Raw genomic sequence first — 16,149 nt, forward strand, 5'->3', positions numbered from 1 at the left:
GCTTTAGAAAATCTAATGCCTTGGGCAAATAATCTTCCTGACAATCTAAAAGTCAAAATCAAGAAATAAATAAATCCCGATAGGGCTTTAAATCGCCCTACCGGGATATTTTAATATATTTTTTAAATTGATAAAAGGTACCAAAACTTTGACGCTTACATATAAGAAAAGAAAAATTAGAGCCTATTCTAGATAACTTTATTGAATATGTTGAAGCGGAAATAAAAAATGCACTGTTAGGGGAAGTCCGTTAGGTAAAGCGTTAGATTATGCTAAAAAACATTTACCTGGACTAAAAAATGTATTATTAGATGGATCACTAGAAATTGATAATAATGCTGCTGAAAGAGCTATTAAACCTTTTGTTATTGGAAGAAAGAACTTCTTATTTGCTAATACTGCTAAAGGTGCAACAGCTAGCGCTAAGTTATACAGCATTATAGAAACAGCTAAAGCTAATAAAGTTGCCCTAGCGAAAAATATTTGGTCTACCTTTTCGATAATTTACTAAATATAGATTCTGATAATAGCGAAGCTTTAAAAAATCTAATGCCTTGGTCAAGTAGTATTCCTGATAATTTAAGAATTAAAATCAAGAAATAAACAAATCCCGATAGGGCTTTAAATGATATGCTCCCTTCTAGGTAGACAGTTGAAATAATAAAACTGTTTATCTAGGAGGGAGCATATCAAAAATCGTCCTACCGGGATATTTTAATATATTTTTTAATTTGATAAAAGGTATCAAAACTTTGACGCTTACTTATATACAACAAGTGTATGAACATAAAATTATATTAAAGAATGATTAATTTTTACAAATTTTTAAATGTAATATTTTCAAATAAAGATTCGCAATTACATTTTTCCCAGGTTTTTGAGAATAATCCTATATATTTTACACCTTTATCAAATTTTATTTTATAGTTTTCTATCCATTGAGATTTAGCATTTTCTTTTGTAAAGAATGTACATAAATTATTTACATAGATAATTTTAATGTAAATACTACTTTTTATGTAATTTGCAGAGAATACTTTATTATTACTTTCTTTTTCTGGAATAAAAGCTGCTATTTCTTGGTTTTTATATAAACCAAATAATAATTTTTGAGAATCATTAGTTTTAATTATTATACCATTGTGAAAACTATTTATATTGTGATTATAAATAGAAACTTTGGCTTCAAAAACTGATTTGATATTTTTTTCAGGTGCAAAAAGTAACTGTACAGCATTATCTTGTGCTAACCAAGTATCATATGTTTTAGTATCAGAATGGATTACTTTTAATGAATTTTCAGTAAAGCTAATTTTTGCATTATGATTGTTAATCAATATCCCATTTTCAAAGAGTATATTGGATGATTTGGAAGATTTTTGTTCAAATTTTATATTTTCTATTATATAAATTATTGTTTTATTAAGTAAATGATTATTCATAATTAAATCTTTTATTTGATCCTCATATTGTGAATAATTGAATGTACTTTTTTGAAATTGATAGACTAATAAAATCATTAATTGGTGCCATTGTTCTAGATTTGTGGTGAATTTATACTTAAAAGTGTCTAGTATTTCGTTATTAGGCAAATATAGTTTAAATAATTTGTACAATGTATTGTAATATACTGAAGATGAGTTAAATAATTCAACTATATATAGTAAGGCATCAGAGGAAATAGTTGAGTTTGTTTTGATAATAGTAAGCAAATCTTTTTCTATTCCAACAGGATTATTATCATTGTTTTTTAGTAGTATACAGTGATCTTTTAGAATATCATAAGGAATAATTTCTACATCATTTTTTTTACTTAGTTTCCAAAGATATGTACCGAAGTTAGTTTCAAAATTTTCACAATATAATAAGTTTAATTCATACAACTTTTTGAATTCGATAACAAAGTCTTTATACACTATACTAGAGCCACCATCAACATGAGTATTATCTAAAATATAAAATAGTTTTTTATTGTAATTATAACCTTTAACAATAAAATAATGGCTATGACTTTTAGTTTTATATTCAGTATAATAGATTAAATTTTTTATATCTGCTGGAACTAAAATCAAAGAATTTTCATCAATAGCACTTATGATTGAATATATAAATTCTTCATAATTAGAATGCTTCACGATAGTAGTTTCCATTCCAAATTTCTTGTCTAAAAAGTTATTACTATAGTTTAAAAATTTTTTTTCATTAGTGGAAAAGTAATTTTTATTTTTTAAAAATTCAAATCCTAGAGTAAAGCACCTATAAAATTGAGTATAGAATAGAAATAAATCATAATATATCGAAGAAAATGTCTTATACATAATAGCGAAGGGCCTATAAAAACAATTTAGTTCATCCCATGAGTAATCGGCATCATTTTCTGTGACTTCAGTAATAATTTTTTGATTATTCATTTTAATATCTCCTTTTCATTTTTCTATTATTTATTAAATTTAGTATGTGATGGAATAAGTGTTTATGGTAGATATATACATTTTAATACAAATATTAGTAATTTACAATACCGCTAAAAACTATATGAATATATATTTAATATATGAATATAATTCTATATTGGTTAAAATTAAGTTTGTTGTAGGTATTTTTAGAGAGTGATAAAAGTAGTACTTTCATGTAGTTAGACATATGTGTTTTTGAGGTGGCGGAGATATAGTTAAATACGATATTAGCATCTATTCTAGTTAAGTAGTGTTGAAGAATTTCATAATTTCTTATTTATTATCCTTATTCATACTGCGGTCTGAAGGGCTACAATATTTCCATGACAGGGGAAAATTAATATTAATTTCCTCTTGATAATTGAAATACTCCAGTATAATCTTGTTTTCTTAATACTTCATATATGTATATATATGTTGTTGTGAATATAGTAGCAACAGATTTTATACACTTTCTTTTATTCATAAACTATACTTTTCTATGATTCTGAGCATGAAAAATAAGCCTATCACTGCAACAGGAAACTTTTGTATACAGTAACCTTAATTTATTTTTTTAAACTATAGTAATAACATTCCCACATATCTTTGATTTTAGATCTAAAATCCTTCATACTTTTTTCTCTATAGTTTAGAATATTGCTAATGTTGTAAAACTGGATCTATATCCTTAAATTAACGTATAGCCTTTTATTGGTTTATTTTTTAAGTGTTTTAATGAAATACTATGATTTTAATCATTCTTTGTATTAATATATTATCTTTTTTTATTATATCTTATATTCAATTATCAAATAGGATTGTTGTGAATTGCGCTTTGTGCATTGCTGATGACTCTAATAAACAAAATATAAAATTATCTATAAATATATAGACAAATTGCAATAATTGTCATACAATATAAGTGTATTGATGATAGGGGTGATATTATTTATGGATAAGAACAATAAAGAAATATTCTGGGATTCTAATATTGAAGAGCTAAAAAGTGGCTACAAGGAGTATGAAGAAGAATATAAGTGCATAATTTGTGAAGAAAGCTTTACGAAGGGTAGAATTTACGAAATAGAAAATAATCTATATGATGCTAAAAAAGCCACAGAAATTCATATAGAAAAAGAACATGGATCCACACTTCAGTATCTTTTAGGTATGAATACAAGTTTTACTGGTATTTCAGAGGTTCAAAGAGAGGTGCTACTGCTTATGGCAGAAGGTCTTTCAGATAAAGAAATTGCATCAAAGCTAGGGGTATCGCAGTCAACTATAAGAAACCATAGATTTAAGCTTAGGGAAAAAGAAAAGCAAGGAAGATTATTTTTAGCAATGATGGATATGATATCAAGAGGTTCCAATAGAAAATTAACAAAGCTAGATAAGGAAGAATTATGTGATGCTCATAAAACAGCAACTACTATTGATGACAGATATAATATTACTGATAAAGAAAGAGAAGAAGTTATAAAAAATTATTTTGATGAGAATGGTGCGTTGAAGACATACCCTGGTAAGGAAAAGAAGAAGGTTATAGTATTATCTCAAATTGTAAAGAATTTTGCTAGTGGTAAAAAGTATTCAGAAAAAGAAATTAATCGTATTTTAAAAAGGATTCATGAAGATTATGTAACTATTAGAAGAGCGATGATAGAATATGGATTTTTAGAGCGTTCTAATGATTGTAGTAGTTATTGGGTAAAAGAATAGATTTGTACATGACGTAATTTTAAAAAATAAATTTTGAAAGTTACGTCACGTACATTTTATGAAACATGAATAGAAATTTTTATTACATATTCATTAGGATTTTTAGTAGCACATTCGTCGATTAATACTTCTTCATATGAATATCCAATAATAGTTAGATTATTATCGTTTATAAATTTTATTAGTCTTACATATAAATCTTTTGTTTTATCATAATATCCTTGGATATATCCTGTAACATAAAGACCAGCTGGTTTAATATATAGATTTTCTATATTTTTATTATCAACTTCTGTAAAGTAATAACTGTAGTTGTAAAAATCCTCATTTAGGAGATTTTCTTTTGAAATCATTACTCCCACAGGATAACCTTTATATAAGTCATTATTTATACAATATTTTAAGTGGTCAGCATATGTAGCAATATCATAGCCATAGGCCACATCTTTTATTGCACTGCTCAAAACAAAAAACTCTTCTTTTTTATTTTCTAAAATAATTTCATCATTTATATTTTTACCTGCTTTAGTGATAGAGATTTTATTTTCCATAAGTTCTTTAAGTTTTTCTAATTCCTTAATTTCTTTATCAATTTTTTCTTTTTCTCTTTGAAACAAATCTAAAGCAACATCTGGATTTCTATTGTCAATAAAGGTTTTTATTTCTTTAAGGGGCATACCAAGTCGCTTCAATTCTGATATTACGTTAAATAATTCAAATTGATTATGTGAATAATAACGATATCCATTTTCTAAAATTTTTTTTGGCTTAAATAGACCTATATTATCGTAGTGAAATAAAGTTTTTTTATTTACACCGCAGAGATTAGCAAATTCACCAGTAGTAAAGTATTCTTTTATTATTTTACTCAATTTTTCAATTCACCTCTTGACTATACTGTTACTGTATACTTTATTATAAAACAATATGACATTTAAATCACGACAAAATGGAGGTAAAGATGGATAATTCATTAGGTAAAAAAGTTACTTTTCTATCACTTATAAAGTATACTTTTCCAACAATTATGATGATGTTGTTCTTTTCATTATATACTATTATAGATGGTATGTTTATTTCGAGATTTGTTAATGCTGATGCGCTTTCAGCAACAAATATAGTATATCCTGTTATAAATATATTACTAGGACTTGGGATAATGCTAGCAACAGGAGGAAGTGCCATAGTTGCAAAACTTATGGGGGAAGGTAAAAATAAAGAAGCAAGAGAAAGCTTTACATCACTTATTATTACTTCAACAGTAGTTGGAATAACTATAGCAATAGTTGGGATAATATTTATTAAACCAATAATATATGCTTTAGGGTCAACAGAGAGATTATATAGCTATAGTTTTGATTACCTTTTTATAATGTTAGCATTTTCACCAGTAATAATGCTAAAAGTATTTTTTGATTATTTTCTTGTAACAGCAGGACATCCTAAATTAGGTTTACTTAGTTCTATTCTTGGAGGAATCACAAATATAATTTTAGATTATATATTTATCATTCCTTTAGGTATGGGGATAAAAGGTGCTGCACTGGCTACTTGTATAGGATATACACTTCCTTGTATTATTGGAATAATAGTTTTTATTAATAAGAAAAATATTTTACATTTCGAAAAAGGTAAATTTAGAGGTAGCGTAATTATAAAAAGTTGCTCAAATGGTATTTCAGAAATGATAACGCAGATTTCTTCGGCAGTGACAACATTTTTATTTAATGTAGTAATGCTTAAATTTCTTGGTGAAAATGGAGTGGCAGCGATAACTATTGTATTATATGCTCAATTTTTAATGGTTTCAGCATATCTCGGATTTACATCAGGAGTAGCGCCTAGAATAAGTTATAATTATGGAAAAGATGATAGGGAGCAGCTAAATAAAATAGTAAAATATAGCTTTAGGTTTATTGCAATATTATCTGTAATATCTTTTATATTATCAATGGTGTTTTCTTCTACTATAGTAACATTGTTTACGGAAAAAGGATCAGAATTATATTATATAGCTTTAAGTGGATTTAAGATATTTTCTATGACATTTTTAATATGTGGATTTAATATTTTCACCAGTGGAATGTTCACAGCATTTTCAAATGGAAAGATATCTGCAATATTATCGAGTCTTAGGACTTTTGTATTTTTTATCATAGGAATATTAATATTGCCATCATTACTTGGAGTTAATGGTGTTTGGCTTGTGGTACCAATTGCAGAATGTGCTACAATAGTTGTTGGATTAATTTATATATTAAAATATAAAAAGATATATCATTATTAAAATATATTGACTTTTGATAATGTTAGGAATAAAATGGTGTAAATGTTATTAAAGACTATGAAGAGAAGAGTAGATAGATATGTTCTTTTAAAGAGAGCTTCGGAAGGTGAAAGGAAGTAAAGGATAGTCTATTGAACCAAGCCTTGGAGTTTCATACGGATCTTTCATAAAGAAAGTGATGCTATGACGTTTATCTACGTTACAAGATTAGAGTATAAGTTTCTGTAATTCAGATTCCGTACTTGAAGAGGCTATTATAGTGATATATTAGTAAAATAGAGTGGCAACGCGAAAAAAGCTTTCGTCTCTAAAATCATAATTTTGATTTTACGACGAAAGCTTTTTTATTTTTAAGGAGGAAAGCAAAATGGGGCAATAAAAAATTTGACTTCTTTTAATGTTCTTCAAATTTACCAGAGAGAGAGCGCGCGCACGAAAAGGTAGAGTTGAAGAATAAAAAGGAGGAATTAACAATGTGTAAAGAAAATAGTTTAAATTTTGTAGACAAAATAGTAGGTAAAGATTTTGAGGAGGGAATTTGTAGTGAGATTCATACAAGATTTCCACCGGAGCCTAATGGATATCTCCATATTGGTAGTGCTTATGCTATAAATATTAGTTATTCGATAGCTAAGAAATATGGGGGCAAATTTAATTTAAGATTTGATGATACAAATCCAGGTAAAGAAGATATTGAATATGTAAATGCTATAAAAGAAGATATGAAATGGTTGGGATTTGATTATGGTGAAAAAGAATATTATGGTTCTGATTATTTTCAAAAAATATATTTATATGCTATATATTTAATAAAAAAAGGAAGGGCATATGTTTGTGATTTATCACCAGAAAAGATAAAAGAGTATAGAGGAACCTTAACAAAGCCAGGAATTAATAGCCCATATAGAGAAAGATCTGTTGAAGAAAATTTAAAGTTATTTCAAGAGATGAAGGAAGGAATTCATAGAGAAGGGGATAAGGTTTTAAGAGCTAAAATAGATATGAATAGCGGAAATATTAACATGCGAGATCCAGTTATATATAGAATAAGTTATAAAGAGCATTATAAGACTAAAGAGAAGTGGTGCATTTATCCAATGTATGATTTTGCACATCCTATTCAAGACTATATTGAAGGTATAACTCATTCATTATGTTCTATAGAATTTAAAGACCACAGACCGCTATATAACTGGGTATTAGAAAATTTAGACTTAGAAAGAAGATTACCTAAACAAATTGAATTTGGAAGAATGAACCTTAGTGGAGTTGTGACAAGTAAAAGATATTTAAAAGAATTAGTTGAAAAGAAATTAGTAGATGGATGGGATGATCCAAGGCTTCCCACAATAAAAGGGTTGAGAAGAAGAGGATATACAAGAGAGTCTATATTAAGTTTTTTAGATGATATAGGCATTTCTAAAAGTGAAAGTACTGTAGATATTTCTATGTTGGAAAGCTCATTAAGAAATGATTTAATAACAGAAGTTCCTGTAGTTATGGCAGTGCTTAATCCATTAAAGGTCGTTATAACAAATTTATCAGAAGATTACACAGAGGAATTAGAGGTTATAAATAATAAAGAAAATTCTAATTTAGGTAAAAGGAAGGTTATTTTTAGTAGAGTTATATATATAGAAAAAGAAGATTTTATGGAAGAAGCACCTAAAAAGTATAATAGACTAGTGTTAGGTGGAGAAGTAAGGCTTTATGGTGCGTACTTTATTAAGTGCAATGAGGTAATAAAGAACGATGATGGTGAGATAAAAGAAATAAGATGTACCTATGATTCAAAAACTAAAAGTGGCAGTGGCTTTACAGGTAGAAAAGTAAAGGGAACAATTCATTGGATCAGTGAAAAGAATTTTTTTAAGTGTAAAGTTAATTTATGTGAACCGTTATTTTTAGAAAAACCTAAAATTGATAGATTAGAAAAAGATATAAATAAAAATTCTTTGGTAATAAAAGATAATGTTATGATAGAAAAATCGTTTTCAAATATTGATGAAAGAATGCAATTTATGAGACATGGATATTTTATTAGAGATAATAATAAGGAGTTAGTTTTTAATAGGATAGTTTCGCTAAAAAAATCTTATAAATAGGTTTAGTATCCTGAAGATATATTAAGTATTTTCAGGATATTTCATTGTAAAAGATTAATTAATACTATGTTAACTTTTTATTTACATTATTTTTTATGTAAAATATATTACAAAATATTGAATTATATATAATAAATGGTACAATAAAGATGTAAGAAATTACATAATTTAATGTAAGGAGGAAAGAACATGAGCTTAGTATTAAACCTTAAAAAGAAATTAGCACTATTACTTTCAGTTATTTTATTGTCAACTATATTTGCTTTTACTGGTGCGCCAATAAAGGCAGAGGCAGCTACTGATAATGTATCTTTCTACTATTTAGATTCTCAGTATTATTATCGTTATGGAACTATTAAGAATATCTACATAAAAGTAAAAAATATTTCTTATGAAAAGAATGTGACTGTACATTACAAAAACTTTAATAGTGATCAATGGCTTGATCAATCAGCAGAGTATGTAAAAAGTCTTGGTGATGGATATGAAATATGGAAAGCAAGTATTTCAAATTATGGAACAAATGTTGAAAGCTTTTGTATAAAGTATGAAGTGAACGGTAATACTTATTGGGATAATAATGATGGTAAAAATTATAATTATACTGATACATTAGGTGTTGCACCATTACATGTAGCTAGAGGATATTATGATTCTGAAAATAACCTTAAAGTTAATTTGAAAAATTATGGTTATGAGAAAAGTGTAAAAGTTGTATATACTTATGATAATTGGGCAACTGAAGAGAGTAAGGATTTAGTATATAAAGAAACAACTACAAATGGTGAGGAAGTTTGGGCAGCAAGTATAGAGAAGACAGATTCAATTCAATATTATATTAAATACACTGTAAATGGACAAACTTACTATGATAGTAATTTTGGATCAAACTATGATTCAAGTTATGGATTATTTTAAAGATTAATTTTGTGATATTTAATCAATAAAGGGGGAATTTTTGTATGAATTTAGTATTAAACCTAAAAAATAAATTAGCAGTAGTACTGTCTATCGTATTATTATCAACTTTATTTGCTTTTGTAGGGACACCTGTAAAGGCAGAGGCAGCTACTGATAATGTATCATTTTATTATTCAGATTATGGTACAGTATATCATGGAATAACTCATCAAAATGTGTACATAAAAGTAAAGAATTTAGATTATAACAAAAAAGTAACTGTTCATTACAAAAAAGGTGATGAATGGTGCGATAATAGTGCTGAATTTTATAAATCTCTTGATGATGGTTATGAAATATGGAAAGCAGACTTTACAAATCTAAGTACAACTGGTTTATTAAATGATAAATTTTGTATTAAGTATGAAGTAAATGGACAAACATATTGGGATAATAATAACGGAAAGAACTATATTGGTGAGCTTGGTGAAGCTGAGTTCCATGTATTTCCACATACTGAATATGGTCTACCAACATATGTAGTACTTAAGAATTTAGGATATGAAAAAGATGTAAAGATTGTTTATACTAACGATGGTTGGAAAACACAAAAGAGTGTTAGCTTAGAATACTGTAGAACTTTAGAAGATGGAAATGAAGAATGGGTACCATCAGAATATATACCTTCTTCTGAAATAGGAGAATATTATGCAGTATATAAAGTAAATGGACAAACTTATTATGATAGTAATTTTGGATTAAATTATACAGCATGGTAGACTAAAAAAAATTATAAATAGAATCCTCTAGTAGTTTTTATTATTACTAAGAGGATTCTATTTTTTTATTTCGTATATTAAACTATTGCAAAATAAATTAAATAGCAGCACTTAATGAAGAGAGAATATTCATTGTAGAATGAGTTATCCAACTTGGAATAATTGAACCTGAAGAATATTCTTCATTTATCCATCCTTGAATCCAACCAATAGTTCCTGGTAAAAGAGTAAGTAAAATCATAAGTAATACATTGTTTGTAGCAAGTCCAAATGGAAGACCATGAAGAAGTCCAAAGAGTATAGCTTGAATTGTATTACCAATTACAAAGCCAAATTTATTTATTAACCGTTTACCAAGAAAACCCCTAAAAAATATTTCTTCTGATAAACCAGTTTTAATTATTGCGATTGTTTAATACTTTATATTCAATTATACAATATAAGGATTAAAATTCCATAATTGTGTAGTATAATTGTTTGTAAGAAAGATTATTTACAAAAGGTGGAGTGTATGGATATCATAAGAAAAGCAACACAAAAAGATGTTATAATTTTAAGAGAACTTTATAGTAATTTTATTTTAGAAATGAGTCGATTTGATCCAGATGACAATAATTTAGATGATGAAAAAAACTTTGGATTTAAAGATGATTGTTTTATCAGTAACGGGCGTATAAGGATGAAATATGACAGATTATCAGAATACTGTGAAGTTAAATAAATTATAATTTGGAGGAATCATGTATAAGATTTTAATAGTTGAAGATGATGAAATTATTGCAACACTACTTAAGGATAATTTATGCAAATGGGGATATGAAGCAAAGATCATAGATGATTTTACTAAAGTTATGGAAGAATTTTTAGAATTTGATCCACAGCTAGTAATTTTAGATATAACATTACCATTTTATAATGGTTATCATTGGTGTAGTGAAATAAGAAAAGTGTCTAAGGTGCCAATAATATTTGCATCATCTGCAAGTGATAATATGAATTTAATTATGGCGATAAATATGGGAGCTGATGATTTTATATCAAAGCCTTTTGATTTAAATGTAATTATAGCAAAAATACAAGCGCTTCTTAGAAGAACATATTCTTTTCAAGGACAAGTTGATATATTAGAGAATAATGGAGTAATTTTAAATTTGGGAGAAGCTAGCTTAACTTATAAAGATAAAAAGTTAGAATTAAGTAAAAATGAATTCAAAATTATGCAAATACTTTTAGAAAATAAAAATAAAGTAGTTTCAAGAGAAGATATTATGACCCATCTTTGGAAAAGCGATAGTTTTATTGATGATAATACTCTTACTGTTAATGTTACTCGTCTTAGGAAGAAGCTTGAGGATATAGAACTAAAAGATTTTATAAAAACAAAAAAAGGAATAGGTTATATAATAGGTGATTAATGTGAAAAGTAATATATTTGTATTGTATTTAAAAGAAAGATTTAAAGTCATAATAGCTTTTGTTACTTTTATAGTTATATTTTTTATTGTATATAGCCTATATCATATTTCCTTTGAGCCTATTTTATATTCATCTATATTAGTAGTTACATTGGCCATGATATTTTCAATATATGATTTTTACAAATACTATACTAATAATATAAAGATGAAAGGTATACTAAGGGACATTCAATATGTAGAGGATTCTTTACCTGAAAGTGGATGCCTTTTAGAACAGTATTATCAGGAGATTATAAAGAATTTATACGAAAGAAACAAGAGCTTAGAGAGTAAGTGTAACAATAATAATAGTGAGATGATAGAGTATTATACAATGTGGGTACATCAGATTAAAACTCCTATTGCAGCATTACATATGATATTGCAGTCAATGGAATTGGGGAAAGAAAAGAGAGCTATATCGCAGGAGCTATTTAAGATAGAACAATATGTTGAGATGGCATTGCATTATGTCAGAATGGGGACAATGTCTAGTGATTTAAGATTAGAAAGTTATTCTATAAAATCTATTGTTAGTAACGTGATAAAAAAGTATTCACCAATTTTTATCAATAAAAAGATAAAATTAGATTTTGAAGAAATTGATATTGAAGTGATAACTGATGAAAAGTGGATTTCATTTGTACTGGAGCAAATTATATCTAATGCGTTGAAGTATACAAAGAAAGGTACCATATCCATATATATGGATAATGAATCAAAAGAAACTTTAGTTATAAAAGATACGGGAATAGGTATAGCTAAAGAAGATATTCCAAGGGTATTTGAAAGAGGATTTACAGGATATAATGGAAGGATGGATAAAAAGTCTACAGGCATAGGATTATACCTATGTAAGAAGATTTTAGATAACTTATCTCATAAAATAAATATAGTTTCTGAAGTTGGTAAGGGGACTATTGTTGCTATTGATTTTTCAAGAAAAAATATAGAAATATTTTAATCTTACATAGATGTAAGGTTAAATGAAGAAATGTAAGCAAAGGTTAAGGCAATACATTTCTTTTTTTATTATACTTAATTTGTAAGAAAGGTTTGGAGGAGAATGAGATGGCATTTTTAGAGATTAGAAATTTAAAGAAGATATATACAACAAGATTTGGAGGGAATAAAGTTGAAGCATTGAAAGATGTATCTTTCTCTGTTGAAGAGGGAGAGTATATAGCTGTGATGGGGGAATCAGGATCAGGTAAGACAACATTGTTAAATATATTAGCAGCGTTAGATAAACCTACTAGTGGAGAAGTTTTCTTAGAAGGAAGTAGTATAGTTAACATAAAAGAAAAAGAAATATCAGCTTTTAGAAGAAATAATTTGGGATTTGTATTTCAAGATTTTAATTTGTTAGATACTTTTTCATTAAAGGATAATATATTTTTACCATTAGTTTTATCAGGTAAAGAATATGAGTATATGGATAATAAATTAGACCCAATAGCTACAAAACTAGGTATAAAGAGCATATTGGAAAAATATCCATATGAGGTATCAGGAGGTCAAAAACAAAGAGCTGCAGTAGCAAGAGCTCTTATTACAGATCCTAAGTTGATTTTGGCAGATGAACCGACAGGAGCATTAGATTCAAAATCAGCAACAGAACTTTTAGAGTTATTTGCAGATATAAACGAAGCTGGACAAACTATTGTTATGGTTACTCATAGTACAAAAGCAGCTAGTCATGCTAGTAGGGTACTATTCATTAAAGATGGTAAGGTTTTTCATCAACTATATCGTGGGACAATGAGTAACAATGAAATGTATGAAAAAATTTCATATACCCTTACTGTATTAAGTACAGGAGGAGAAGAAAATGAATAGTATTTTCTATTTTAAACTAGCGAAAACAAATCTAAAGAAAAATAAGAGAATATACTTTCTGTACATTTTAGCAATCATTATCATAGTGATGACATTTTATACAATGAAGGCTATTTCAATTAATAAAGGAATATACAATATGCGATGTGGTGAACAAGTAATAATGTTGTTGAGGTTTGCTACAAATATTATTGCTATATTTACGGTTATGTTTTTATTTTATACCAATAGTTTTCTAATAAAGAATAGAAAAAAGGAGATAGGACTATATAATATTCTAGGTATGGAGAAAAAGCATATTGCCAAAGTATTTACATTTGAAACAATAATTGTAGTAAGTATTAGTTTATTATTAGGGTTAATTAGTGGAATTATAATAGGAAAGTTAATGTTTATTATACTGCTTAACTTAGTTAAATTTGATATTACATTGTCATTTTCTATATCCTTTAAGGCGATAATATCAACGATAGAATTAATTCTAGTAACATCTATAGTTGTATTAATAATGAATTTAATACAAATAAAGGCAACAAATCCAATTGAACTTTTAAAAAGTACTGAAAAAGGAGAAAAGATATCAAAAAGACTATGGATTTTTGCAATAGTTGGAGTGATAGCTTTGTTTATAGGCTATAGAATGGCATTAAAGGTAGAATCACCAATAGCAGCTATAAATGAATTCTTTATTGCATCAATATTTGTAATGATTGGTACTGATTGCACTTTCAAAGCAGGAATAATAGTGTTTTTAAAAATCTTAAAGAAGAATAAGAAATTCTATTATAAGACAAATAATTTTATTTCTATTTCATCTATGATTTATCGTATGAAACAAAATGCAGCAGGATTAGCCAATATATGTATATTAAGTACAATTGTATTATTAATCATTTCAACTACAGTATGTTTATATATTGGTGGAGAATCTAGTCTTAAGAATAGATATCCTCAAGATGTTAAGATAATATTTAGGGATTATAAGGGAGATAAAAATACTGCTTATGATGTAGTTAATAGCGAATTAAATTCAAATAATTTAGTAAAAGAAAATAAAATAGAATTTAACTATAAAGAATTAAATGCAATATTAGATAATAATGAGTTTAAAGTTGCTAAAACAAAATATCATATGAGTGATATAAGTGGCAAATGTGATGGTGAAATTATTACCTTAAATCAATATAATAAAGTTGAAAATAAGGATGTAAAGTTAAAGGAAAATGAAATTCTTATTTACACAAATGAGGGTAAGTATGAAAATAATACTGTAAAGCTAGGAGATAATAATTATAAGGTGAAGGAAGAACTTACTTCATTAAGATTTGTGAACAAAGAAGATAGTGCTAAGATTAAATCATATTTTATAATTGTAAAAGATGAAGAAGTATTAAATGAAATATGTAAAAGTTTTAATACAGAAGAATTAGACAAAGACAAATACTATATTTCATTTGATATAAAGGGATCTAATGAAGATTGTATTAAATTCTGTAATAATACTTATAACAAAATTAATAGTGATAATATTAGTTTTCAAAGTATTTTTATGGATAGAGAAACTTATTATGCAATGAACGGTGGTTTCTTATTTATTGGATCATATTTAGGTATATTATTTACAATGGCAATGGTGATTATAATTTATTATAAGCAAATCTCTGAAGGCTATGAAGATAATGAAAGATTTAAGATAATGAAAAAAGTAGGTATCAGTGATTATGAGGTTAGGAAATCTATTAAGAAACAAATTCTACTTGTATTTTTTATACCACTAGTAACAGCAGTTATTCATATAGGGTTTGCATTTAAGATGATGAATAAGATGTTAGCATTATTTGGTGTAGGAAGTACAGAGATATTTATACAATGTATTTTTGCTACCATCGTAGTTTTTGCTGTAATATATATTGTAGTATATAGATTGACAGCTAGGACCTATTATAAAATAGTTAACAACTAAAGTGGATTTTATTAACAATATGAAATAAAATAATGTTAATTGGAGGACTTAATATGAATAGTAAGTATAAAAATCGATTAACATTGATGGAGCTTATATCAAAAAGAAAAGGTCGTAGAGCTAAGATAGAATATGAAACAATTGAAGAAAGACGCCGTAGAGAAAAAAAGGAGCGATTTTTTAATAGAGTAGATGATATAATTTCAATCATTGAATTAATTTTTCAGACAATATATATGGTGGTAATTGGCATAATAAAGTTGTTTGATAAATAATAAAAAAGAATGACTTTTGCAGAAGCCATTCTTTTTAGAGGAAAAATTATGAAAAATTCAAACAATTATTATATACTATGGTTATAGTATATAAGATAAATATGGCAATTTCATGGCAAAAATGAGTAGTTCCTGTGAAGATAGAAAAAAATAACCGACAGGGGTGTTGAAGGCCTGGCGGTTATTTTTTTACTTATTAAAATGTGTACTTTAAATAGCTTAATTTTACAGTATAGATATAATAAATGTTCAGTGATTGTTAAAGGTAAGCGTCAAAGTTTTGGTACCTTTTATCAATTAAAAAAATATATTAAAATATCCCGGTAGGGCGATTTAAAGCCCTATCGGGATTTATTTATTTCTTGATTTTGACTTTTAGATTGT

The 16,149-nt window shown here is 26.7% G+C and carries 15 protein-coding genes, 1 pseudogene and 1 other annotated feature; of the genes and pseudogenes, 12 read left to right on the forward strand and 4 right to left on the reverse strand.

Translation table 11 applies throughout. From position 1 onward, the window contains the following. Positions 1–250 precede the first annotated feature (250 nt). Positions 251–460, forward strand: a pseudogene (locus tag KQI30_RS17735) (IS66 family transposase); the annotation flags it as partial. 355 nt (positions 461–815) lie between these two features. On the opposite strand, the gene KQI30_RS14975 reads toward KQI30_RS17735, so the two are convergent. After that, positions 816–2,411, reverse strand: a complete 1,596-nt coding sequence (locus KQI30_RS14975) for a BtrH N-terminal domain-containing protein (RefSeq protein WP_216464155.1) — start codon at positions 2,409–2,411, stop codon at positions 816–818. 388 nt (positions 2,412–2,799) lie between these two features. Further along, positions 2,800–2,922: a hypothetical protein gene (locus KQI30_RS17420; protein WP_301281833.1), complete on the reverse strand. Its 123-nt coding sequence runs from the start codon at positions 2,920–2,922 to the stop codon at positions 2,800–2,802. Between the two features lie 467 nt (positions 2,923–3,389). Between KQI30_RS17420 and KQI30_RS14980 the strand changes: the two genes are divergently transcribed. Beyond that, positions 3,390–4,160 carry a DUF2087 domain-containing protein gene (locus KQI30_RS14980; RefSeq protein ID WP_216464156.1) on the forward strand — a complete coding sequence of 257 codons (771 nt, stop codon included), beginning with the start codon at positions 3,390–3,392 and terminating at the stop codon, positions 4,158–4,160. 56 nt (positions 4,161–4,216) lie between these two features. Here KQI30_RS14980 and KQI30_RS14985 read toward each other — a convergent pair whose 3' ends face one another. Then, a complete protein-coding gene (locus tag KQI30_RS14985) occupies positions 4,217–5,032 on the reverse strand; it encodes a MerR family transcriptional regulator (protein ID WP_216464157.1) in 816 nt (271 codons plus the stop codon). Between the two features lie 89 nt (positions 5,033–5,121). Here KQI30_RS14985 and KQI30_RS14990 point away from each other — a divergent pair, with 89 nt between their 5' ends. The 4 genes from KQI30_RS14990 to KQI30_RS15005 all read left to right on the forward strand — a co-directional run bounded on the left by KQI30_RS14990 (position 5,122) and on the right by KQI30_RS15005 (position 10,231). After that, a complete protein-coding gene (locus tag KQI30_RS14990) occupies positions 5,122–6,447 on the forward strand; it encodes an MATE family efflux transporter (RefSeq protein WP_216464158.1) in 1,326 nt (441 codons plus the stop codon). A gap of 48 nt (positions 6,448–6,495) precedes the next feature. Further along, positions 6,496–6,759: a binding site (T-box leader), on the forward strand. A 161-nt stretch (positions 6,760–6,920) separates the two neighbouring features. Beyond that, a complete protein-coding gene (locus KQI30_RS14995) occupies positions 6,921–8,552 on the forward strand; it encodes a glutamine--tRNA ligase/YqeY domain fusion protein (RefSeq protein WP_216464159.1) in 1,632 nt (543 codons plus the stop codon). A 189-nt stretch (positions 8,553–8,741) separates the two neighbouring features. Then, a complete protein-coding gene (locus KQI30_RS15000) occupies positions 8,742–9,470 on the forward strand; it encodes a CBM21 domain-containing protein (protein WP_216464160.1) in 729 nt (242 codons plus the stop codon). A gap of 44 nt (positions 9,471–9,514) precedes the next feature. Continuing rightward, positions 9,515–10,231: a CBM21 domain-containing protein gene (locus KQI30_RS15005; protein ID WP_216464161.1), complete on the forward strand. Its 717-nt coding sequence runs from the start codon at positions 9,515–9,517 to the stop codon at positions 10,229–10,231. A 97-nt stretch (positions 10,232–10,328) separates the two neighbouring features. Here KQI30_RS15005 and KQI30_RS15010 read toward each other — a convergent pair whose 3' ends face one another. Continuing rightward, positions 10,329–10,640: a CPBP family intramembrane glutamic endopeptidase gene (locus tag KQI30_RS15010; RefSeq protein ID WP_216464167.1), complete on the reverse strand. Its 312-nt coding sequence runs from the start codon at positions 10,638–10,640 to the stop codon at positions 10,329–10,331. 102 nt (positions 10,641–10,742) lie between these two features. Between KQI30_RS15010 and KQI30_RS15015 the strand changes: the two genes are divergently transcribed. The 6 genes from KQI30_RS15015 to KQI30_RS15040 all read left to right on the forward strand — a co-directional run bounded on the left by KQI30_RS15015 (position 10,743) and on the right by KQI30_RS15040 (position 15,765). Further along, a complete protein-coding gene (locus tag KQI30_RS15015) occupies positions 10,743–10,952 on the forward strand; it encodes a hypothetical protein (RefSeq protein ID WP_216464162.1) in 210 nt (69 codons plus the stop codon). A gap of 19 nt (positions 10,953–10,971) precedes the next feature. Beyond that, positions 10,972–11,646, forward strand: a complete 675-nt coding sequence (locus KQI30_RS15020) for a response regulator transcription factor (protein WP_216464163.1) — start codon at positions 10,972–10,974, stop codon at positions 11,644–11,646. Further along, complete coding sequence (locus KQI30_RS15025; RefSeq protein WP_216464168.1) at positions 11,642–12,652, forward strand: sensor histidine kinase; 1,011 nt, start codon at positions 11,642–11,644, stop codon at positions 12,650–12,652. Before KQI30_RS15020 ends, KQI30_RS15025 begins: the two co-directional genes overlap by 5 nt. 107 nt (positions 12,653–12,759) lie before the next feature. Continuing rightward, positions 12,760–13,527 carry an ABC transporter ATP-binding protein gene (locus KQI30_RS15030; RefSeq protein WP_216464164.1) on the forward strand — a complete coding sequence of 256 codons (768 nt, stop codon included), beginning with the start codon at positions 12,760–12,762 and terminating at the stop codon, positions 13,525–13,527. After that, entirely contained in the window at positions 13,520–15,490 is a 1,971-nt protein-coding gene (locus KQI30_RS15035; RefSeq protein WP_216464165.1) for an ABC transporter permease, read from the forward strand. Before KQI30_RS15030 ends, KQI30_RS15035 begins: the two co-directional genes overlap by 8 nt. Positions 15,491–15,543: 53 nt before the next feature. Next, a complete protein-coding gene (locus KQI30_RS15040; protein ID WP_216464166.1) occupies positions 15,544–15,765 on the forward strand; it encodes a hypothetical protein in 222 nt (73 codons plus the stop codon). The last annotated feature ends 384 nt before the right edge of the window (positions 15,766–16,149 follow it).

The sequence above is a fragment of the Clostridium bornimense genome (genome assembly GCF_018917145.1).
GTDB classification, from domain to species: Bacteria; Bacillota; Clostridia; order Clostridiales; family Clostridiaceae; genus Clostridium_AN; species Clostridium_AN bornimense_A.

Bases quoted from the DNA above. Each gene is read 5' to 3' on its own strand.
- KQI30_RS15030 (WP_216464164.1), top strand. From the start codon at position 12,760: ATGGCATTTTTAGAGATTAGAAATTTAAAGAAGATATATACAACAAGA.
- KQI30_RS17420 (WP_301281833.1), bottom strand. From the start codon at position 2,922: ATGAATAAAAGAAAGTGTATAAAATCTGTTGCTACTATATTCACAACA.
- KQI30_RS15035 (WP_216464165.1), top strand. From the start codon at position 13,520: ATGAATAGTATTTTCTATTTTAAACTAGCGAAAACAAATCTAAAGAAA.
- KQI30_RS14980 (WP_216464156.1), top strand. From the start codon at position 3,390: ATGGATAAGAACAATAAAGAAATATTCTGGGATTCTAATATTGAAGAG.
- KQI30_RS14990 (WP_216464158.1), top strand. From the start codon at position 5,122: ATGGATAATTCATTAGGTAAAAAAGTTACTTTTCTATCACTTATAAAG.
- KQI30_RS15000 (WP_216464160.1), top strand. From the start codon at position 8,742: ATGAGCTTAGTATTAAACCTTAAAAAGAAATTAGCACTATTACTTTCA.
- KQI30_RS15040 (WP_216464166.1), top strand. From the start codon at position 15,544: ATGAATAGTAAGTATAAAAATCGATTAACATTGATGGAGCTTATATCA.
- KQI30_RS14995 (WP_216464159.1), top strand. From the start codon at position 6,921: ATGTGTAAAGAAAATAGTTTAAATTTTGTAGACAAAATAGTAGGTAAA.
- KQI30_RS15005 (WP_216464161.1), top strand. From the start codon at position 9,515: ATGAATTTAGTATTAAACCTAAAAAATAAATTAGCAGTAGTACTGTCT.
- KQI30_RS14975 (WP_216464155.1), bottom strand. From the start codon at position 2,411: ATGAATAATCAAAAAATTATTACTGAAGTCACAGAAAATGATGCCGAT.
- KQI30_RS15020 (WP_216464163.1), top strand. From the start codon at position 10,972: ATGTATAAGATTTTAATAGTTGAAGATGATGAAATTATTGCAACACTA.
- KQI30_RS15015 (WP_216464162.1), top strand. From the start codon at position 10,743: ATGGATATCATAAGAAAAGCAACACAAAAAGATGTTATAATTTTAAGA.